The following is a 20,819-nucleotide window of genomic DNA, read 5'->3' as shown; positions in this document are numbered from 1 at the left end:
TACCGACCGTTTTTTGATGTTGTAGGAGTAGAAAATCATGGCTAAAGGGCGCACCCTTTGGATTTTGCTGATTGGCGCGTTAGTCATTCGCTTGTTGACGCTAGGCCTCTATCCTTTGATGGATACCACCGAGTCTCGATACGGTGAAATGGCTCGTTTAATGGTGGAAACGGGGAATTGGCTCACGCCCCTTTACGACTACGGCGTCCCTTTCTGGGGCAAGCCACCACTCTTTACTTGGATGAGCGCGGTCAGCGTTGAACTGTTTGGTTTATCTGAATTTACCCTACGCTTCCCTCATTGGATTGCTGGTGTCTTAGTGGTGATTGGTACCGCGTGGTTTGCCAAGAAAAATGGCTACAACCCGCTAGTGGCGGCTGTCGTACTCTCGACCACATTGGTGTTCTCTATTTCTGCTGGCGCCGTCATGACCGACATGGCGCTGACCTTAGGCCTTGCAATGGCGATGATTGGTTTTTACCAATGTTGGCGTGGCGAAACCTTCATGGGCTATATCGGGTTCATTGGTCTTGCTGTCGGTCTACTCGCGAAAGGGCCGGTTGCCATTGTGCTCTTTGGTCTGGCCGTCTTCCCTTGGATGGTGATTCAACACGGCATCATTGGCGCATTTGTTGAACTATGGCGTCGCTTCCCGCTGATCAAAGGTACGTTGTTGATGCTAGTGATTGCTTTGCCTTGGTACTTAATGGCAGAACAAGCAACGCCGGGCTTTATTGATTACTTTATTGTTGGTGAGCATTTTAAGCGCTTTGTTGAACCGGGTTGGACAGGCGATCTCTATGGCTCAGGCCACCAAGAGCCTAAAGGCAAAATCTGGTTCTTTTGGGTGTTAGCCGTTTTGCCGTGGTCACTTATTTTACCAGTATTAATGCTGGTTAGAGCCAAGTTTGGTCTTGAACAAGCTAAGCAAAACCATGGTTTTAGTAGTTTTGCCCTTTGGTGGGCACTGTCGCCATTAGTTTTGTTTACGGTTTCTAGTAATATTCTACCGACCTATGTACTACCGGGTACCTCTGGTGTGGCACTGCTTATTGCTATTTTCTGGAAAAAGAAAGATATGCTTTGGCTGTCTATCGCCGCTCTCATTGTGCCTGTTGCTCTGATTGCCGCCACCTACCTTCTTGCGACAGGAAAGGTTGCCGACAACAGTGACAAAAGGCTGATTGCTGAGCTCGACCCAGAAGTAAAAACCTTCTACTTCCGACCTCGTTCGTACTCTGGTCAGTTTTATAGCTTTGGGCAAGCCAAGCAATTGAAATCAGATGACCAACTTGTTGGGCACAACGAGTTCTACTTAATCACTTATAAAGAACGCGCCGAGCGTGATTTTGCACCTTACCAAGAGCGCTATCAATGTAGTGATACGGTAGCAGAAAACTTTGACCGTGTGGCTATTCTCTGTAAAACACCAGAGTAACGCACGACGTTAATAAACCGCGCACATGAAAAAGGTCTGAGTATTCAGACCTTTTTTTGTTTCGTTCATTTAAACTGTAGTTATGGGTTAAACCATAACAGCGAGTTCAACCGTAGCGCCAGATTAGATACCGTACTCAGCACGATACGCTTTCACCGCTTCAAGGTGCTCAGTATTGTCGCCTTTGTCTTCTAGGTAAGTGATTAAGTCCGTTAAGCTCACGATAGAAATGACGGCACAACCAAAGTCACGCTCCACTTCTTGAATCGCAGACAACTCGCCTTTACCTTTTTCTTGGCGATCAATGGCAACCAATACACCCGCAAGATCGGCGCCGTTCGCTTTGATGATTTCCATCGACTCACGAATTGCCGTACCGGCGGTGATTACGTCATCCACCAGCATAATACGGCCTTCGAGTGGGCTACCTACTAGACTGCCGCCTTCACCGTGCGTTTTCGCTTCTTTACGGTTAAAACAGTAAGGCGTGTCAACATCATAGTGATCGGCAAGTGCTACGGCTGTTGTTGTCGCGATAGGGATACCTTTGTATGCTGGGCCAAATAGCACATCATATTGAATGGCAGAGTCCGCAAGTGCCGCTGCGTAGAAGCGACCTAAACGCGCAAGATCACGGCCTGTATTGAAAAGACCAGCGTTAAAGAAATAAGGACTTTTACGACCTGACTTAAGGGTAAACTCACCAAACTTTAGCACTTCTTTTTCTAAGGCAAATTCAATAAAATCACGCTGGTATGCTTTCATGTTTTCTCTCTTTTGTTGTGTTCGTCATCCCCTTAAAAATGGGATCGTCCAAAGCGAGTCATGCGCTTTGTGAGATCCCATTTTTAAGGGGATGACGGTTATCTTTTTAACAGTTATTCAGTGTGCGTTATGCACAAAAAAATAGCCCCCTTATGGGAGCCATTTAAATACTAATCTTCTAACGCCGCCTTCTGAGCGGTGACGATCTCGGCAATGCCGTTTTTCGCCGACTCCAGCAACGCCATTAACTCTTCATGACAGAATGGTTCGCCTTCTGCGGTACCTTGAATTTCAATCATGCGACCATCTTCAGTCATCACCACGTTCATATCGGTATCAGCGGCTGAATCTTCTACGTACTCTAGGTCGCAAAAGATGTTTTCACCAAGAATGCCTACCGACACTGCCGCTACGTGGCTCTTCATTGGGTTCGCTTTCAAGGAGCCTTTCTTCACTAAGTGAGCAAACGCATCCGCCATTGCCACACTTGCGCCAGAAATAGCAGCAGTACGAGTGCCACCGTCCGCTTGAATAACATCACAGTCAACGGTGACCATGATTTCGCCCATTGACTCTAGGTCTACAACGGCACGTAAGCTACGAGCAATCAGGCGTTGAATTTCCATGGTACGGCCACCCTGCTTACCGCTTGCGGCTTCACGGCGCATTCTTGAATGCGTTGAACGTGGCAACATACCGTATTCAGCGGTTACCCAGCCCTTACCTTTGCCTTTTAACCAACGCGGGACATTTTCTTCCACGGTGGCATTACACAACACTTTGGTATTGCCAAACTCGACAAGAACAGAGCCTTCAGCATAAGCAGTATAGTTGCGAGTAATTGTAATTGGGCGCACTTGCTCTGCTGCGCGGTCATTTGGACGCATGGACATTACCTTCAGTAAGGGAGGGGTTTGGTTGGGCGAAGATTATAGCGGAGAAGGGAGTATGGGTCTAGGTGCTTGGTCCTTGGTGCTTGGTCCTTGGTCCTTGGTCCTTGGTCCTTGGTCCTTGGTAGAAGATAGTTCGCTTGACCCCAAGGGCCTAGGACCGTCTTTTACCTAGAGCCATCTTTTTAAACTGTGCTACCATGAGTGCAGTTTGAACACATTTATTGAATCCAAGGGAATCATTTCATGATCTACAGCATGACCGCTTACGCTCGTAAAGAAGTTAAAGGTGACTGGGGCAGCGCCGTTTGGGAAATCCGCTCAGTAAACCAACGTTACCTGGAAACCTACTTCCGCCTTCCAGAGCAGTTTAGAGGCCTTGAACCTGTACTTCGTGAGCGCTTCCGTAAACGCCTAGCGCGCGGAAAAGTTGAATGTAACCTACGTTTTGAAGCCAACCCTGCCGCAAAGACAGAGCTTAATATTAACGAAGCGCTTGCTACTCAGGTTATCAACGCTGCGAAACAAGTCATGAGCCTAACCGGTGAAGAAAGCCGCCTTAACCCATTCCAAGTGATGAATTGGCCTGGTGTGATGGAAACTCCTGAGCAAGACATGGATACCATCAACAAAGAGTTGCTCACAGGCTTTGAAGCCGCATTAAGCGACTTTATTGATGCGCGTGCAAGCGAAGGCAGCAATATGAAGGCCCTCATTGACCAACGCCTAGAAGCCATCACAAGCGAAGTTGTCAAAGTGCGCGCTCGTATGCCTGAAATCATTGAATGGCAACGTGAGCGTTTACTGGGTAAGTTTGAAGATGCAAAAGTAGATTTAGACGCGAGTCGCGTAGAGCAAGAATTAATTTTACTGGCACAAAAGTCAGATGTTGCTGAAGAGCTCGACCGTTTGGATTCTCACGTAAAAGAAACCACCGCTATCATGAAAAAAGGTGGCGCATGTGGCCGTCGTTTAGACTTCATGATGCAAGAGTTCAACCGTGAGTCTAATACGCTAGCATCAAAATCCATCAGCACAGACATCACCGCATCAGGTGTTGAGCTTAAGGTATTGATTGAGCAAATGCGTGAGCAAATTCAGAATATTGAATAATATAGGTTTTATTCACCGTCATATCAACACTTACAAACCGCCCAGCTTGATTGACATAATTTAGCTTCAATGTAACAACCCTGTAGTTTAGAAGGTTGTTACATTGAAACGGTGATTTGCCAATATGAATACTACCTGCTAGCTATAAGTTATGTACCGAATGAATTAAGACTCAAGCTATAATAGGCTCTCCGCGAAAATCATCCATTCTAAACCTCTTGACGAAAGTTAATGGAATTAGCTATCCTAAACTATGTGCCTCTGACTGATTTGTACGCTAACAACTAGACTTCCTCTTACACTGGTAGTTTTGGCATCACAGTCTAGTAATCCTTTCACATCGCAAAACTCAATCCCAATAAAACAGGTTACATAAATGAAAAATGTCGTTTACTGCACTACTCGTCAATGGAATCCAGGTGATGAATTTATCTTGATGGGAACTCAATACCTACTAGAGAAGGTTATTGGAAAACACAACCCCATAATTTTCAACAGAAACCCGCAGATTAGACGTGCACGCAAGTATGACTTCATCAAGAGAATCGACAACACGCTTGGGAAAGATTTTGTGGAGAAATTCCTCGATAACTCTGTGAAAGAACGAACTCCGATGGACTACGCTGATATTGCAGTATTTGCAGGGTCTCCTGAGTGGCGGGGCTTAAGAACTAGAAAGCTCTACAGTTCGATACTTGAATATAAGCTACCTACCTTATTCATGGGGCTAGGAACCAGCAGTCCAGTTATTTTTGGGGATGAAAGTTTTTCTGAAGATGAAGAGGATGTATTCAAACAAGCCAAGCTCATTACGTGTCGAGACAACGACAGCTATCAGGGGCTTAAAGAATTAGGAGCACACCAGCTGCCCTGCCCTGCCTTATTTTCAAGTCCGGAATATAGAAAAGTCAATAAAGTAAAAAAAATAGGGATCTTGTATGGAACAGCGAGTGCTGTTGCTTGCAATAATATATCTCAAGATACTTACAGTTTTATGATGAAGAACTACCGAGCTATCTTAGAGAAATACAGTAAAGACTACGAGATAGAATTTGTAGCACACTATATTGATGAGCTTTCAGAGTTCCAAAAAGACTTCCCAAATGAAACACTTCGCTACTCTTTTGATGCCAAAGACTATCGCGATATCTTCTCTGAATACGATTTGATAATCGGTTATCGAGTTCATGGGATTGGTATGTGTGCCTCACAAGGCACTCCAGGTATTATGATAGCGCACGACCCTCGCGCAAGTACAGTCAAAGGCTTTCTAGCTGAAATGGTTACCCTTGACACTAGTACTGAAGACTTTATCGCCTTGATCGATAGCACCATTAACGATATTTCAGACAAGAGTGAAGCGTTACTAAAGCACAGACATGCTGTCGAAGCATTATACTTACCACTTATAACAAAGGCACTTAGTCAATAACGACTACCAGTCCCAAGAATAAACTGACCTCCCCAGACAATTTAGGGAAGGTCAGTCAATCATATATCGCGACGTATAACGTAGGTAAGGTAGTTTAAGGAACTTACTTCGTTAGAATAAGGGCTAGTCCCGATAAGGTTAGACAAAAGAAGAACTCAATAACTCTCGTTCCTCGCTGCAATCACGTATGAAAAAACTATAGCGAATTCATCCTAGAATCTCTTTTATCCGTTTTTAAATAGCCTTCGGACTTAATGCTACAGCAACAACAAATACGTCATAAACAACGCACATAGAACAAAAATAACTGGATGTACTTCTTTGCGCTTGCCGGCGACAACCATGGTAAAGGCGTAGCTAATAAAGCCCATTGCCATGCCGTTGGCTGGTGAGAAGCTCAGCACGGTGAACATGATGGTAAAGAAGGCCGCGATACGGGATTCTTTCTTTTCCCAATCAATCTGCCCTAGGCGGCCAATCATATAAATACCCACAACCACCATGGCAGGGGCAACCATCGCTGCCGAGAATACCGAGAACAGTGGGTATAAGAACAAGGATAGGAAGAAAAGTCCTGCTACAACCACTGCTGCTAAACCGGTTCTTGCGCCTTGGGAGGAAGCGATACCCGATTCAGAAAATGCGGTAATAGACGTGGTGCCCAAAATAGAACCAATCACCGTACCACCAGCATCAGCCACGAGTGCAGAGCGTGCATTCGGCACTTTGCCGTCTTTATCGATAATGCCCGCGTCTTTACCGACACCAACAATGGTGCTCAAGCCATCAAAGAAATCAACAATTAGGAAGATAATCACAATAAACAGCAGATCGAACATCTTTTCTGCCGTTAAACCAGAGATATCAAAAATGGCGCCAAAACTGCCAGCCATACTCGGCGGCATCGACACCAATTGATCCGGCAATGGGGCGTTTGATGTGCCCATGAAGGTATCGGCTAACACCGTTAGAACAATCGCAGAGATAAACGAAATGAACGTTGCTAATTTAATATCACGCACCATGCAGCCAAGCGCCACAAAAATACTGATGTAAGCGATGATCACTTTCGGGTCTGAAATATCGCCCATACTGACCAAAATAAATGGGTTTGAAACAATAATTCCCGCATTCTTTAGGCCAAGGAAAGCAATAAACAAACCAAGAGAAACGGTAATGGCGAGTTTTAAATCTTCTGGGATAGACTCAATCATCGCTTTGCGTATTTTTGTCATCGATAGAATGAGATAAATCACGCCGGAAAAGAAAATCCCCAATAACGCTTCATGCCAGACCAATGCAACAGAGCCACTTAATAGCATGCCTTTAAAGAAGCCGTTCATGCTCATGCCCGGTGCTAGCATCACTGGATAGTTACCAAACACGCCCATAATTAGAGTCGCAATACCTGCCGCCAATGCTGTCGCGGTAAAGACAGAGCCTCTGTCCATACCTGGTATGTCGCCTAAAATCGCCGGGTTAACGGCGAGGATGTAGCTCATCGCGAGAAAGGTAATAAATCCGGCATACACTTCGGTACCAATAGTGGATTTACGCTCAGAAATTTTAAACGTTGTTTCAATTAACGAAGTTTTCGCTGGGCTTTTGCCTGCTACATCAACACTCACGATAAAACCTGCTTACTTTGATTGAGAAAAGTCGTTCAGTTCATCAACTAAACTTGAAAAGTTGGCGCGGATTTTAATCAGCTGCGTGAATAATTCAATCAATTTCGCTCTTTTTTGTAATCTTTTTTATCTCTTAAAAAACAACATCTTGATAAATAAGCAATCGTTTGCCGCAAACCTTACCCTTTTTTTACCTTTCGTCTTTATCCTCTCTTTTGTTTTTCCATGTAGCCGCTCGTTGAGCAGTCAAGCTCTGTCACTTGTCGAAAACCCCCAACTTATGCTACTCTTCGCCTCCATTTTTCTGACTGATTTTTCAACAACTTCAGTCGGTACTATATTTATATTGTGAAGCGTGGCTAACGGTACGCTTCTATTATTAATCCTGAACTATGGACTCACACCTATGGGCAAAGGCACTTTATATATCGTTTCCGCACCGAGCGGAGCAGGTAAATCAAGCTTGATTTCAGCGATGCTGGAGACGAATCCGACGTATGCTATGAAGGTATCGGTCTCGCACACGACTCGCGACATGCGCCCAGGTGAAGAGCACGGCATTCACTATCATTTTGTTGAAAAATGCGATTTTGAATCTCTGATTGAGCAAGGAGCCTTTCTCGAACACGCTGAGGTGTTTGGTAACTACTACGGCACCTCGCGAATTTGGATTGAAGAAACCTTAAATAAAGGGATTGATGTTTTCTTAGATATTGATTGGCAAGGCGCACGTCAAATTCGTGAGCAAATGCCAGCAGCGAAGAGTGTCTTTATTCTGCCACCATCAAACGGTGAGCTAGAGCGTCGTCTAAACGTTCGTGGTCAAGACAGTGATGAAGTCATTGCCAAACGCATGAGTGAAGCTAAGTCAGAAATATCACACTACGCTGAGTACGATTATGTCATTATCAATGACGACTTTGATGTCGCACTTATCGACTTCAAAGCCATTTTACGTGCGGAACGTTTGAAGCAAGATAAACAGACCATTAAATACAAAGGTATGCTCGACGCGCTGCTGTCTTAATAGCAAGTTTAGCTTACCTTGATCATTCATAACGCAATGATCAGGTTATAAAATCCTCATTTACCTATATACTTGTCAGCGACGTACTCGATACTCGTCAACAAAATACGGGTAAATGAACAGTCATCGGGCTATTTTGGGATCATTTGTGATCTAGTATCCACACCCATTAGCCTGTATACTTTCTCGTCATCTAAAATTTAGTTAATTATTGGAGTTCTTATGGCACGCGTAACTGTTCAAGACGCTGTTGAAAAAGTTGGTAACCGCTTCGACCTAGTTCTTATTTCGTCTCGCCGCGCACGTCAAATGCAAATCGGTGGTAAAGACGCATTAGTGCCAGAAGAAAATGATAAGCCTACGGTTATCGCACTGCGCGAAATCGAAGAAGGTTTGATCACTAAAGAAGTCCTTGATGCTCGTGAGCGTCAAGAACAGCAAGAGCAAGAAGCAGCTGAGCTAGCCGCTGTTAGCAGCATCGCTCACAACCGTTAATTCGAACCGAATGGTTTAAAGCGTAAAGGGTTAGATCGTCACTCGTTGTTATCTGCCCTTTAAGCCATGACACTGTTCGAGTTCCATCGACTTTCGGGCCTACAATTTGTACCTATTCGATAGCCTTAAAGACGTTGCCCAAGAATACCTAACAGAGCCTCACCTTGAGGCTCTGCGTCAATCTTATGTGGTAGCAAGAGATGCCCATGAAGGGCAGACCCGCTCAAGCGGAGAACCATACATCATTCACCCCGTCGCGGTTGCTCGTATTCTCGCAGAAATGCGCTTGGATATTGAAACACTGCAAGCGGCGCTGCTGCATGATGTTATTGAAGACACTGAAGTCACCAAAGAAGAGCTAGAAGAACAATTCGGTACGACCGTTGCCGAGCTCGTCGATGGCGTTTCCAAACTCGACAAGCTTAAATTCCGAGATCGCAAAGAAGCCCAAGCCGAGAACTTTCGTAAGATGGTCCTTGCTATGGTGCAAGACATTCGCGTGATCTTGATAAAGCTTAGCGACCGCACGCATAACATGCGCACGCTTGGTGCCCTACGCCCAGATAAAAAGCGTCGTATTGCCCGCGAAACTCTCGAAATTTATGCCCCACTCGCCCACCGTCTTGGCATCCATAACATTAAAACTGAGCTAGAAGAGCTCGGCTTTGAAGCCTTGTATCCCAACCGATACCGCGTTCTTAAAGAAGTGGTTAAGTCGGCGCGTGGTAACCGTAAAGAAATGATCCAGCGCATTCACAGCGAAATTGAAGGTCGCCTTGAAGAAGTCGGCTTGACGGTTCGCGTACTGGGTCGTGAAAAGAATCTGTTCTCCATCTACAACAAGATGAAAACCAAAGAACAGCGCTTTCACACTATTATGGACATCTATGCCTTCCGCGTAATTGTCGATACCGCCGATACTTGTTATCGCGTTCTCGGTCAGGTACACAGCTTGTATAAGCCGCGTCCAGCCCGCATGAAAGATTACATTGCGGTACCGAAAGCCAATGGCTATCAATCCCTGCATACCTCTATGGTTGGCCCTCACGGTGTTCCGGTTGAAGTACAAATTCGTACTGAAGACATGAACCAGATGGCAGACAAAGGTGTCGCGGCGCATTGGGCTTACAAAGGCAATGGGGATCGCTCAGGCACGACAGCGCAAGTGAAAGCACAGCGCTGGATGCAAAGCCTACTTGAGCTGCAACAAAGTGCGGGTAACTCCTTTGAATTTATTGAAAACGTAAAATCCGATCTGTTCCCAGATGAGATTTACGTCTTCACACCAAAAGGTCGCATTGTTGAGCTTCCGCTTGGGGCCACTGCGGTTGATTTTGCTTACGCGGTACATACTGATGTGGGTAACACCTGTGTTGGTGCTCGTGTTGATCGTCAGCCTTATCCATTGAGTAAAGCGCTGAAAAATGGCCAAACGGTGGAAATCATCAGTGCGCCGGGCGCGCGTCCAAATGCCGCTTGGTTGAACTATGTGGTGACGTCCCGAGCTCGTACTAAGATCCGTCAGGTTCTTAAGACCATGCGTCGCGAAGAATCCGTCGTTCTCGGTCGCCGTTTGCTCAATCATGCGTTAGGTCGCCACTCTGTCGATACCATCTATCCAGAGAATATCGACGAAGTGCTGAAAGATCTGCGCCTTGATAATATTGATGACTTACTCGCGGCCATTGGCTTGGGTGAACTCATGAGTATCGTCATTGCACGACGCCTATTAGGTGATACCGATGAATTAACACAGACCAGTTCTGTTCCGTCATCAGGTAAGCGACTGCCAATCCGTGGCGCCGAAGGCATTTTGCTGACGTTTGCAAACTGCTGCCACCCGATTCCAGACGACAGCATTATTGCCCATGTCTCTCCGGGTCGTGGGTTAGTGGTGCACCGTGAAACCTGTCCTAACGTAAGGGGTCATCAAAAAGAGCCCGATAAGTATATGGCGGTTGAATGGAGTGACAGCTACGAGCAAGAATTTACTGCTGAGCTCAAAGTGGATTTGCATAACCACCAAGGCGCACTGGCTGATTTGACTAACGTCATTGCAAAAACAGGTTCCAACATTCACGGCATCTCTACTGAGGAGCGTGATGGTCGCCTGTATACCGTCACAGTACTGCTCACGACGAAAGATCGTGTGCACTTGGCTGGTATCATGAAGCGTATTCGTGTCATGCCGCATGCGTTGCGAGTCAGACGACGTAAAAACTAGTTGTTAATGAGTAAACTTCAACGGGTTCGATAGTCATATCGAACCCGTTTTATTTGGACAGAATCATGAACCTTGAACGATACAACCGAATTCAAGACGTACTTCGCGCGCGCCAAACCGACCTAACCCTGTTACTTGAAGAAGTGCACAAGCCTAATAATGTCTCCGCCGTCATTCGTACCGCAGATGCGGCAGGTGTTCACAAAGTGCATGCCGTTTGGCCTAACAAACAAATGCGCACGCTGAGCCACACTTCTGCAGGGGCTCGTAACTGGGTTGAAGTCGACACCCATCACTCAGTCTCAGACGCGATTGGTGAACTGAAGCAGCAAGGCATGCAGATTTTAGCAACGAACCTTTCTGAAAATGCCATAGATTTTCGCGATATCGACTACACCAAACCGACGGCGATTATTTTAGGCGGTGAGAAAGAAGGCATATCCGGTCACGCGCTTAATGGCGCCGATCAAGACATCATCATCCCGATGGTCGGCATGGTGCAATCGCTCAATGTCTCGGTCGCCAGTGCTCTCATTTTATTTGAAGCGCAACGACAACGTCAGCTTGCAGGCATGTACCACCGAGACACCAGTGCACTGCCCCCGGAAACGATCCACCGTATTTTATTTGAGCGTGGTCATCCCGTTCTGGCGAAAGTCGCTAAGAAAAAACGCCTCCCTTATCCTCCACTGGATGACCAAGGGCAGATTATCGCCGATGAAGATTGGTGGAAGGAAATGCAACAGAAATAGGCATGGTTCTATGGTTCAAGCCAACACTATCCACAGAACCATAGAACCATAGAACCGCTCTTATTCCCTCCTGTACAAAAAGACAGTAAAATGCTTGAATATCGGTATCTCATTTAGTAATGGTTTGTCATATGGCTCAGCTGTTGTCCGCAATTTCTCTCACGTCCCTCAACGGTGTTGGCGCAAAGGTCGCTGAAAAACTGGCGAAGGTCGGTCTGCATAATGTTCAGGACTTACTGTTCCATCTACCCCATCGCTATGAAGACCGTACGCGCATTTACCCCATTGTAAAACTGCACGCGGGATTATGGGGGTCGGTTCAAGGTAAAATCATGAGCAGCGATGTCAGCTTTGGACGCAAAAAAATGCTGACGGTCAAAGTGAGTGATGGCAATGGCACCATTACGTTACGTTTCTTTAATTTTACCGCTGCCATGAAGAACAACTTTGCGGATGGCAAAGTGATCGTTGCCTATGGTGAAGTCAAACGAGGGCATTTGGGGCTGGAAATCATCCACCCTGACTACAAATTTCAAACTTCAGATCGAAGTCCTGCTCTTGAGCAAACGCTAACACCGGTCTACCCAACAACGGATGGATTGCGCCAACTGACACTGCGCAGTCTCACCGACCAAGCACTTGAGCTCATGGATAAAAGTGCCGTAGACGAACTGCTGCCCAGCGGATTGTACAACCAGCAAATCACCCTAACGCAAGCCCTGCACACCATCCATCGACCACCACCGTCGATCAATATCGACGATTTTGACGAAGGTAAGCACCCCGCTCAGCAGCGACTGATCATTGAAGAGCTCATGGCGCAAAATCTGTCTATGCTTGCGGTGCGCAGTCAAGGTCAACAAGACAAAGCCGTTGCCCTGCCAGAAATGGGGCGCTTTAAACAGCAACTTCTCGAGCAGTTGCCGTTTTCGCCAACCAATGCTCAACATCGTGTGGTTAATGAAATCGAGCAGGATCTACTCAAAACCGCGCCAATGATGCGCTTAGTGCAAGGTGATGTTGGCTCAGGAAAAACCCTCGTTGCGGCGCTTGCGGCGTTACGTGCTATTGAGCATGGCTACCAGGTGGCGATGATGGCCCCTACTGAACTGCTCGCTGAGCAGCATGCTATTAACTTTGCTAACTGGTTTGAGTCGATGGGAATTGCCGTTGGCTGGCTCTCTGGCAAGCAAAAAGGCAAAGCAAAAGAGGCCGAATTAGCACGCATTGCCAGTGGTGAGGCGCAAATGGTGGTGGGGACTCACGCGCTATTTCAAGAATCGGTCACGTTTAATAATCTCGCGTTGGTCATTATTGATGAGCAGCATCGTTTTGGGGTTCATCAGCGTTTGGAGCTACGAGAGAAAGGCGCGAAGCAAGGCTATTACCCTCATCAACTTATTATGACCGCGACCCCGATACCGCGAACGCTGGCGATGACGGCCTACGCTGACTTAGAAACCTCGGTCATTGATGAACTGCCGCCCGGACGTACACCAATACAAACCGTGGCGCTGCCGGACACCAAACGAGACGCGATTATCGAACGTGTGAAACACGCCTGCCTAACGGAAGGCAAGCAAGCCTATTGGGTCTGTACGCTTATTGACGAATCGGAAGTGCTGGAAGCACAAGCGGCCGCCGATACCGCTGAAGACCTGCAACGTCAATTGCCCGATGTTAAAGTCGGCTTGGTGCATGGCCGAATGAAGCCAGCAGAAAAACAGGCGGTCATGCAGCAGTTTAAAGCCAATGAGCTCCATCTTCTCGTCGCCACGACAGTGATTGAAGTTGGCGTTGATGTACCCAACTCCAGTTTAATGATCATTGAAAACCCAGAACGCCTAGGCTTAGCTCAGCTTCACCAGCTAAGAGGCCGTGTCGGGCGTGGAACGGTTGCGAGTCACTGTGTCCTGCTCTATCACTCGCCGTTGTCTAAAACGGCTCAGAAACGCTTAGGCGTGCTACGAGAAAGTAATGATGGGTTTGTGATTGCACAGCGCGATTTAGAGATCCGTGGCCCAGGAGAACTACTTGGCACCAAACAAACCGGGCTGGCAGATTTTAAGATAGCCGATTTAGTCCGAGATCAACGCTTGGTGCCTGAAGTGCAACGACTCGCACGGCATGTGCATGAGCAATACCCAGAACATGCGAAGAAGATTATTGACCGCTGGCTGGGCGATAAAGAGTTTTACGCTAAAGCGTAGGGTGACCATACTACGTAACCGATCATCATTGATAAGCCATACGCGTTGGGAGATCCTCACTTTCGTGAGGATGACACCTACTTTTTCTAAATACCATTCCGTGAGAGAAAATCGTCATCCCCTTGAATAAGGGGATCTTCTTCAGCCCTTCACGTACTTAAAGGGCGCACTCCAAACAACCGCAAGACACTCTACCTCAACCCATTCTTAGCGACAGGGAAACTGACTTGAGCCATGAGGCCACCCTGACTGCGGTTTGAAATACTCACCGTGCCGTAATGCTGACCGATAATACGCTTAACAATCGCTAAACCAAGTCCAGTTCCTTCACTTCCTCTTGCCGTATCACCACGAGTAAACGGTTCAAAAAGGCGACCAATTTGGTCAGGTTCAATACCAGGACCATTATCTTCAATGCACACCCACGCCAATTTTTTATCCGCCGTCATGCCAGTACTCACCTTAACCCAACCATTCCCATAACGAATTGAGTTCACCACTAAATTGGTGATGGCGCGCTTAATGGCTATCGGGCTGCCACTAATGTCTTTAATCGCTTCCATTGGTTCAAAGTCGATCTGAATTTCGTAGCCGCCTTCTGAAGAGACAATATCCGATGAAATGTCATTTAAACTCAGCGCTTCAAAGCTCTGCGTGTTCACCGGTTTGAGGTAATCCATAAACTGACCAATGATTTCATTACACTCTTCGGTATCGCTAATAATGCCTTCGGCTAAATAACTGTCTTCAGGCGACATCATTTCTGTGGCAAGACGAATACGCGTCAGTGGGGTGCGGATGTCATGGCTAATACCCGCCATCAATAAGGTTCGATCTTCTTCCAGCTCCTGAATGCCTTTAGCCATTTGGTTAAAGGCTCTGGTCACCGAGCGAATTTCAGAGGCACCTTTTTCTGGCAGTGGTGGCGGGATCTCGCCTTTACCCACTAACTTTGCCGCATGTTCTAACGCCATTAATGGTCGATTTTGCAAACGAATAAATAACCAGCCTCCCATCACCACTAAGATAGCCATGATCAGACTATTTCTAAACAACGGTGCAAAGTCTTCTTCTTGTAATTCAGACAAGGGAATACGAATCAGGGAATTGGGCAGTGCATCGATTTGCATCCAAAGAATATAACTCTCAGACCCTAGGATAAGCCGCACTTCCGTTGGTGAATTTAATTCGTCGCTCATTTCCTCACTCATCAAGTCGATAGACATCGCATGATGAAACTCGTTTGCCATCGCGCTATCTTTCGCGTGAATGGTCACGCCCAGTTGCTCCAATACGCGACGCCTTAATGGCGCGTCCATTTCTAGTTTTTCATCCACCGCCTCTTGGTCTTCCAAAATGAAATTCAATTCATGGGCGAGGATTTTATTAAACTGCTGCAAACTTGGCACCAAGGCATAGTTGTATACGGCGTAATAGGAAAAAACTTGGCTCGCCACCAGCAGAGTAAAAAACAATAGAATGGATTGCGTAAATGAGCTGCGAAATCGCATAGAACTTCCTTTGGGGAGATGAAAGTGAAAGGTTGAGGCGTATCATAAACAAAAGGCTCTGAATTCATCCAGAGCCTTCGCGTTATTTCTCGTTATGCTTCTTTACCATCGGGTACGAAAACATAACCCAATCCCCATACGGTTTGGATATAACGAGGTTTGCTTGGATCCACTTCTAACATGCGACGCAAGCGGGAAATCTGTACATCAATGGAGCGTTCCATCGCCGAGTATTCACGACCACGAGCCATGTTCATCAGTTTGTCACGTGACATTGGCTCACGAGCGTTGGTCACCAGCGCTTTAAGTACGGCGAACTCACCGGAAGTCAAAGGCATAGCCTCTTCACCACGGAACATTTCTCGCGTGCCTAAATTCAGACGGAATTCACCAAATTCCACCTGAGACTCTTCTTGGCTTGGTGCGCCGGGGGCTTCGATGGTTTGACGACGCAATACCGCCTTGATTCGCGCTAACAATTCACGCGGATTAAACGGTTTTGGTAGATAGTCATCGGCTCCAACTTCTAGCCCAACGATACGATCAACTTCATCGCCTTTTGCTGTCAGCATCAAAATAGGCAACATATTGTTGGCGTTACGTAAACGACGACAAATCGACAAGCCATCTTCACCTGGTAGCATTAAATCCAATACCATTAGATGAAAGTTTTCACGGGTTAACAGGCGGTCCATCTGCTCACTGTTAGCAACACTGCGTACTTGGAATCCTTGCTCTGATAAGTAACGCTCTAACAACGCACGCAAACGCGCATCGTCATCAACAACTAAAATCTTGTGATTTTCTTGCATATTTGATTCCACCACTAAATAAAGCTATCACCATATCCATGCCTGCGAAATGCGGCATCAATATCAAAGGTAAATGTAACATTTCGTGGGCAAAAATTGCGCACAGAATTGTTAACGTTTATTAATTATGGCTCATATCAGACACATCCGTCACTGCTCTAAGTGATATAAGTGATGTATATCTAATGTTGCCTAATTTTACTTGCTGCAACTTTGTTAACCTGCACGCTAACTATTCAACGTCTACTAACCCTTTGTAACGTTTTAAAATATGCTTTTGTGCGCCCCACCAAGCCCATGTCATATAACCTAAGTACACTATCACTAGTTTATCGAACTCAAGGAGAGATTATGACATTTGAAGCACAATCGGAGAGTCCGTTTTCACGCGATAACTTCGCACAAGCACTGAAGTATTGGCGCAATTTTAATGGCATGTCTCAATTGGAACTGGTTGAAGCGCTGAGCTTATCCCATCGTGCATTTCAAGGGATAAACCAGCCAATGCTCAGTAAGTGGGAACATGGCAACGGACAGCCTTCATTAATGCGCCGAATCGGGGTCGCTACGTTTTTCCAGCAAAGTTACCATTATTCAGAAGATGAACGTCGCATCATTCAAGGGGTCGAAAAATATGACGACTTCTTTAGAGGATTTGACACGCTCTACCCTTATACGATTGATACTTATGAAAACTATCGTTGGGATAATCTGCCAGAGATCTATCGAGAGCAAATCGTCTACGCGCAAGAGCACTATCGCTTTATCACGTTTCAAGAGCTGATAGACGTCATGTCCATTCAAGAGATCAACGTGGTTCTTGCTAAGCACCGGAACGCGGTGGTTGGTCATATTGTGCATGGTAAGGATATTAACGGGCAGAACTGCCTACTTAGCTATGTCGCGCTTAATAAAGATCTGCATCGATTAGTGCATAACTACGCGTGTGAGTTGTTTGAAGGTAAAACGTTACTGATCACCGCGATCAAGCCTTACGCTAAAACTCTGATCTCGGATATCTATATTCCTGAAAAGTACCAAAGCGGTCATATTACTGTGTATGAATGCCAAGTCGACACGCTAGCCGCCAATCCGTTTTTCGACCAAATTCACGATGAAGGGCGAATCCTAACGTTACTGAGCCATCATCAGAAGATTCAACGTAACCGCCGCTCAGCTCCCACACACAAAACGGACGAGTTAGCTCTGTCATAAATCACAGCACGCAATTTGAGCTCTCAAGGACATACCACTTTAGGAGCTCAAATCGCTCTATTTATTCAGAGTGCTGTTGGTAAGTGATGGAGTTAATAAACCACTCCTTATCTCCTTGAGGGGTCTTCACCACTACCTCATCATCCACTTGTTTTTTTAGCAGCGCCCTCGCCATAGGAGAATCAATCGATATATAACCTTTTGCATCACCGTAAATCTCTTCGGGACCAACAATCCGGAAATGCATGGTTTCACCTTCTTCATTCTCAATCTCCACCCAGGCACCGAAAAAGACCTTCCCTTCTTGTTGAGGTGAATAATCAACGATGGTGACCTCAGGTAAGAACTTGCGCAGAAAGCGAACACGGCGATCGATTTGGCGAAGCAAACGCTTATTGAAGGTATAGTCTGCGTTTTCAGAGCGATCACCTAGACTCGCCGCCCACGTCACTATCTTAGTGACTTCAGGGCGTCGCTCGTTCCAGAGGTAATCATGTTCTTGTTTCAGTTTGTTGTAGCCTTCACGCGTGATCAATTTGGTCTTCATTTTGCTCTCTATTAATAGCAACTGCTGCTGAGAGATTATAACGAACTATTTGACTTTGTATGAACCCAAAATCCTCCCACCTTGTACACCAACGAATTGCTGAAATGATAGTAAACCGTCAAAACACCGCTTTAAACAACCTAATCATCAACATGGTTAACCAATTATTTATATCGTTTTTATTTTTTATTAGGACTTATTCTTTTACTTACCCCTTAACTAATACCAATAATTAATTCTCAACGCATCACTTTCGAACATTCACTGTTAAGGAAAACATCATGTTTAGAAATAAAGCCTCTTTTCTACCTCCACTTAAACTTACCAAACTTAAACTTACCAAAAGAGATCTTCAATTAGAGGATATGGAGCAATTAGGCGTACATTTTGTTCATGGCACCAATTCAAGCGCTTTAGAAGGGTTGGTAAAATTCCGAGCGTTATTATCGGCTGAAGAAATAGACTGCACTCCTTGGTTCCATCGGGCTGAGGGACTAAAATCTGGAGAAAGGTTGAATACATTTGACAACTTGTATCGCAATCAACCCATAAGCCAAGGTGTTAGCCTAAATTATACTCGCAGGTACCACGAAAGCCTTAATCATTATGCCAAACTCGGTTTACTCGATGAGGACAACTATGAAGTGCTAATCGGTTTAGACTCATTTGTCCCGCTGCGTGCTAAGTTTACCTCACATCCCGTTAGTATCGGTGGTATTAGCATAATGCGAATCTGCGCAATTTATGTTCCTGCACAATATGTTTCAGACGTAAGAGCGATGTTCCAAACCATTCCCTCTTTAGTCACCAAAGTACGAAGTTTTAGATAGTTGACCAATCCTTTCGTGAAGATAAACCCCATAGAGTGCTGAAAATCTTACTTCGCTTAGCACTCTTTTTTCGAAAGTCGTTGACCTCTTTTTATTTATCAACTTTAGAAGCATATTTCAAATAACTCCACCAACCAACAACTTATCCAATTGTTGCCCCCCCCCATATCAAACTGCAAACTAATACCAGATTCTAATATTTAACTTTCAGTAGTTTCTCTCTCAAGTTTGTTTATTTTAGTGCTATAGGCTCTACAGCTGGCGAAAAGCTCAACATCAACAAGAATTAGTGTTGTATAAAAACACAATAGAAAATATAAGTGGCTGATATAGCTGACTTTTATTTTTTATAATCATTTATTAGTTAACTGAGTTCCAAAAAAACAATAAATTTCGTCTCGAATCAGAACACACTGACATTCATATTTAACTCATCTCAATTAACAAACTATTTAATTTGGAAAATAACTCATGACTTTTAACCTAACAAAACAAACTCTAGCTAGCAGCGTTGGCCTTGTATTAGCGCTAAGCACATCATCAGCAATGGCTGTAGACCAATATGCGTTCAAAGAAAGCTTATATGGTTCTCACGACCAAATAAATACTCGAAACGTGGAAAGTAAAGACATTGAATTAAACATCACAGCAAATGTTGAGTATGAAGGAGCCATTTGTTCATTTGCTTTTGAGAGTGGCACCGGATTTGATGTTAATTTTGGCGATGTGAAACTCAATAACGGAGCAAACAATACTATTGATACTAAAGAAACAGACTTACACTTAAAGGGTAATGGCTGTGAAATGGCGTTTTTTAATATTGAAAATACATCAATGAAAGGAAAAAGTGCAGAAGAAGGGAAATTCGCCTGGCCCGTTGAAGATGCCTATTGGAACGAAAATGGTCAGACTTGGTATGCACTAGGGGACGATATTGGCGTATGGTTTACAACGGTTATCAAGAAACAAGACATCGGTGTTAAAGCATCTATTGATGGCAATCAAAAAGTCCAGATCGAGAATGGCTATAAGATTGTAAAAGCAGGAGATACATCAGAATGGCACCGACTGAAAGACTTTGCTAAAGATAATATGCTTACATTAACAACGATTATGAATATTGACCATAGGAAGTATGCCATTTGGAATAACACGGCAGATAAAACAGTCGATAAAGTGATGTCTTTTACTGCCAAGATTCAATAAAATTTATTTAAGACCTATATTTGGAGTATTTATATACTCCAAATATATAGAGATGTAAAAATGAAAAAATATATATTACTAATGCTAATATTACCAAGCATTTGCTATGCCATTGCTATCCCCGGAGCTAGGGTTGTTTATATTGAAGGGAATAGATACTTTCAAGGAGAAATCGTTAATAACTCAGATTCTGCTACGTTGGTACAGCTTTCCATATTAAATGACAGCTTTGATGAAGAGAGGCTACCAATAATAACACCGAATATCATTCTATCTAAAGCGGATAGTCGCTCAGGATTCAGAATCTATAATTTAGAATCAGTAATGGACTCTAATGAGGTAGAAACATATCGGACTCTTAGTGCTGTCTCTATAAAAGAGCAGTCAGATACTCCATCAGATGTCGTGGCTGGCATGGATATGCATTACAAGTTATTTATTAGGCCGAGTTCTATTGCAACATTGACTATGGAAGAAGCAGTAAAAAAACTCGTCGTTAACAAGCAAGGGGATGATTTTACTGTGAAAAATGAGTCTCCATTGCATATCACTCTCACCTCAGTTGAACAAAGAAAAGAAGAGGTAATGGTAGTACAAATGATTGCCCCTTATCAGGAGATCACATTTACTAAAAGTAGTAATTTTAACCCACAACGTTCTTTTGAATTGAATTACATCAACGACCTTGGGTTCCTTGCTAAAGATAAACGCTCACTATAGAAAT

18 protein-coding genes are annotated in these 20,819 nt (G+C 44.9%); 12 read left to right on the top strand and 6 right to left on the bottom strand.

Annotated features, from left to right (window positions below):
* Positions 1 to 37 precede the first annotated feature (37 nt).
* Entirely contained in the window at positions 38 to 1,438 is a 1,401-nt protein-coding gene (locus MD535_RS18860) for an ArnT family glycosyltransferase (RefSeq protein WP_265676620.1), read from the top strand.
* A 123-nt stretch (positions 1,439 to 1,561) separates the two neighbouring features.
* On the opposite strand, the gene pyrE is transcribed toward MD535_RS18860, so the two are convergent.
* The gene (pyrE, locus tag MD535_RS18855) at positions 1,562 to 2,203 is read right to left on the bottom strand and encodes an orotate phosphoribosyltransferase (RefSeq protein WP_265676619.1); all 642 of its coding nucleotides are present in this window, start codon (positions 2,201 to 2,203) and stop codon (positions 1,562 to 1,564) included.
* Positions 2,204 to 2,373: 170 nt separating this feature from the next.
* Complete coding sequence (gene rph / locus MD535_RS18850; RefSeq protein WP_265676618.1) at positions 2,374 to 3,090, bottom strand: ribonuclease PH; 717 nt, start codon at positions 3,088 to 3,090, stop codon at positions 2,374 to 2,376.
* Between the two features lie 249 nt (positions 3,091 to 3,339).
* Between rph and MD535_RS18845 the strand changes: the two genes are divergently transcribed.
* Both MD535_RS18845 and MD535_RS18840 read left to right on the top strand, forming a co-directional pair.
* Positions 3,340 to 4,206: a YicC/YloC family endoribonuclease gene (locus tag MD535_RS18845; protein WP_265676617.1), complete on the top strand. Its 867-nt coding sequence runs from the start codon at positions 3,340 to 3,342 to the stop codon at positions 4,204 to 4,206.
* A gap of 376 nt (positions 4,207 to 4,582) precedes the next feature.
* On the top strand, positions 4,583 to 5,638 hold the full coding sequence (locus tag MD535_RS18840; protein ID WP_265676616.1) for a polysaccharide pyruvyl transferase family protein: 1,056 nt from the start codon (positions 4,583 to 4,585) through the stop codon (positions 5,636 to 5,638).
* A 257-nt stretch (positions 5,639 to 5,895) separates the two neighbouring features.
* On the opposite strand, the gene MD535_RS18835 is transcribed toward MD535_RS18840, so the two are convergent.
* Positions 5,896 to 7,266, bottom strand: coding sequence for an NCS2 family permease (locus MD535_RS18835; RefSeq protein WP_265676615.1), 1,371 nt, complete (start codon positions 7,264 to 7,266; stop codon positions 5,896 to 5,898).
* A gap of 406 nt (positions 7,267 to 7,672) precedes the next feature.
* Here MD535_RS18835 and gmk point away from each other — a divergent pair, with 406 nt between their 5' ends.
* From gmk to recG, 5 genes are all read left to right on the top strand, one after another.
* Positions 7,673 to 8,293 (top strand): guanylate kinase, encoded by a 621-nt coding sequence (gene gmk / locus MD535_RS18830; protein ID WP_265676614.1) that lies wholly within the window; start codon positions 7,673 to 7,675, stop codon positions 8,291 to 8,293.
* Between the two features lie 222 nt (positions 8,294 to 8,515).
* Positions 8,516 to 8,788 (top strand): DNA-directed RNA polymerase subunit omega, encoded by a 273-nt coding sequence (rpoZ, locus tag MD535_RS18825; RefSeq protein WP_250619773.1) that lies wholly within the window; start codon positions 8,516 to 8,518, stop codon positions 8,786 to 8,788.
* 106 nt (positions 8,789 to 8,894) lie between these two features.
* Positions 8,895 to 11,012 carry a bifunctional GTP diphosphokinase/guanosine-3',5'-bis pyrophosphate 3'-pyrophosphohydrolase gene (gene spoT / locus MD535_RS18820; RefSeq protein WP_265676610.1) on the top strand — a complete coding sequence of 706 codons (2,118 nt, stop codon included), beginning with the start codon at positions 8,895 to 8,897 and terminating at the stop codon, positions 11,010 to 11,012.
* 65 nt (positions 11,013 to 11,077) lie between these two features.
* Positions 11,078 to 11,764: a tRNA (guanosine(18)-2'-O)-methyltransferase TrmH gene (gene trmH, locus MD535_RS18815; RefSeq protein WP_265676607.1), complete on the top strand. Its 687-nt coding sequence runs from the start codon at positions 11,078 to 11,080 to the stop codon at positions 11,762 to 11,764.
* 131 nt (positions 11,765 to 11,895) lie between these two features.
* Entirely contained in the window at positions 11,896 to 13,974 is a 2,079-nt protein-coding gene (recG, locus tag MD535_RS18810; protein ID WP_265676606.1) for an ATP-dependent DNA helicase RecG, read from the top strand.
* Positions 13,975 to 14,165: 191 nt separating this feature from the next.
* Here recG and envZ read toward each other — a convergent pair whose 3' ends face one another.
* Both envZ and ompR read right to left on the bottom strand, forming a co-directional pair.
* A complete protein-coding gene (gene envZ / locus MD535_RS18805) occupies positions 14,166 to 15,485 on the bottom strand; it encodes a two-component system sensor histidine kinase EnvZ (protein WP_265676605.1) in 1,320 nt (439 codons plus the stop codon).
* Positions 15,486 to 15,577: 92 nt separating this feature from the next.
* The gene (ompR, locus tag MD535_RS18800) at positions 15,578 to 16,297 is read right to left on the bottom strand and encodes an osmolarity response regulator transcription factor OmpR (RefSeq protein WP_265676603.1); all 720 of its coding nucleotides are present in this window, start codon (positions 16,295 to 16,297) and stop codon (positions 15,578 to 15,580) included.
* A 351-nt stretch (positions 16,298 to 16,648) separates the two neighbouring features.
* On the opposite strand from ompR, the gene MD535_RS18795 reads away from it, so the two are divergent.
* A complete protein-coding gene (locus MD535_RS18795) occupies positions 16,649 to 17,512 on the top strand; it encodes a helix-turn-helix domain-containing protein (protein ID WP_265676602.1) in 864 nt (287 codons plus the stop codon).
* A 61-nt stretch (positions 17,513 to 17,573) separates the two neighbouring features.
* Here the strand turns inward: MD535_RS18795 and greB are convergent, their stop codons facing one another.
* On the bottom strand, positions 17,574 to 18,059 hold the full coding sequence (gene greB / locus MD535_RS18790) for a transcription elongation factor GreB (RefSeq protein WP_006071280.1): 486 nt from the start codon (positions 18,057 to 18,059) through the stop codon (positions 17,574 to 17,576).
* A gap of 281 nt (positions 18,060 to 18,340) precedes the next feature.
* Here greB and MD535_RS18785 point away from each other — a divergent pair, with 281 nt between their 5' ends.
* The 3 genes from MD535_RS18785 to MD535_RS18775 all read left to right on the top strand — a co-directional run bounded on the left by MD535_RS18785 (position 18,341) and on the right by MD535_RS18775 (position 20,815).
* Entirely contained in the window at positions 18,341 to 18,889 is a 549-nt protein-coding gene (locus tag MD535_RS18785; RefSeq protein ID WP_265676600.1) for a hypothetical protein, read from the top strand.
* Between the two features lie 471 nt (positions 18,890 to 19,360).
* Positions 19,361 to 20,095 (top strand): hypothetical protein, encoded by a 735-nt coding sequence (locus tag MD535_RS18780; protein ID WP_265676599.1) that lies wholly within the window; start codon positions 19,361 to 19,363, stop codon positions 20,093 to 20,095.
* A gap of 60 nt (positions 20,096 to 20,155) precedes the next feature.
* Complete coding sequence (locus tag MD535_RS18775) at positions 20,156 to 20,815, top strand: fimbrial biogenesis chaperone (RefSeq protein WP_265676598.1); 660 nt, start codon at positions 20,156 to 20,158, stop codon at positions 20,813 to 20,815.
* The last annotated feature ends 4 nt before the right edge of the window (positions 20,816 to 20,819 follow it).

It is taken from the genome of Vibrio qingdaonensis (assembly GCF_026191675.1).
GTDB lineage: Bacteria > Pseudomonadota > Gammaproteobacteria > Enterobacterales > Vibrionaceae > Vibrio > Vibrio qingdaonensis.
The sequence above is the reverse complement of the archived record's forward strand: the minus strand, read 5'-3'. Positions and strand labels throughout refer to the sequence as shown.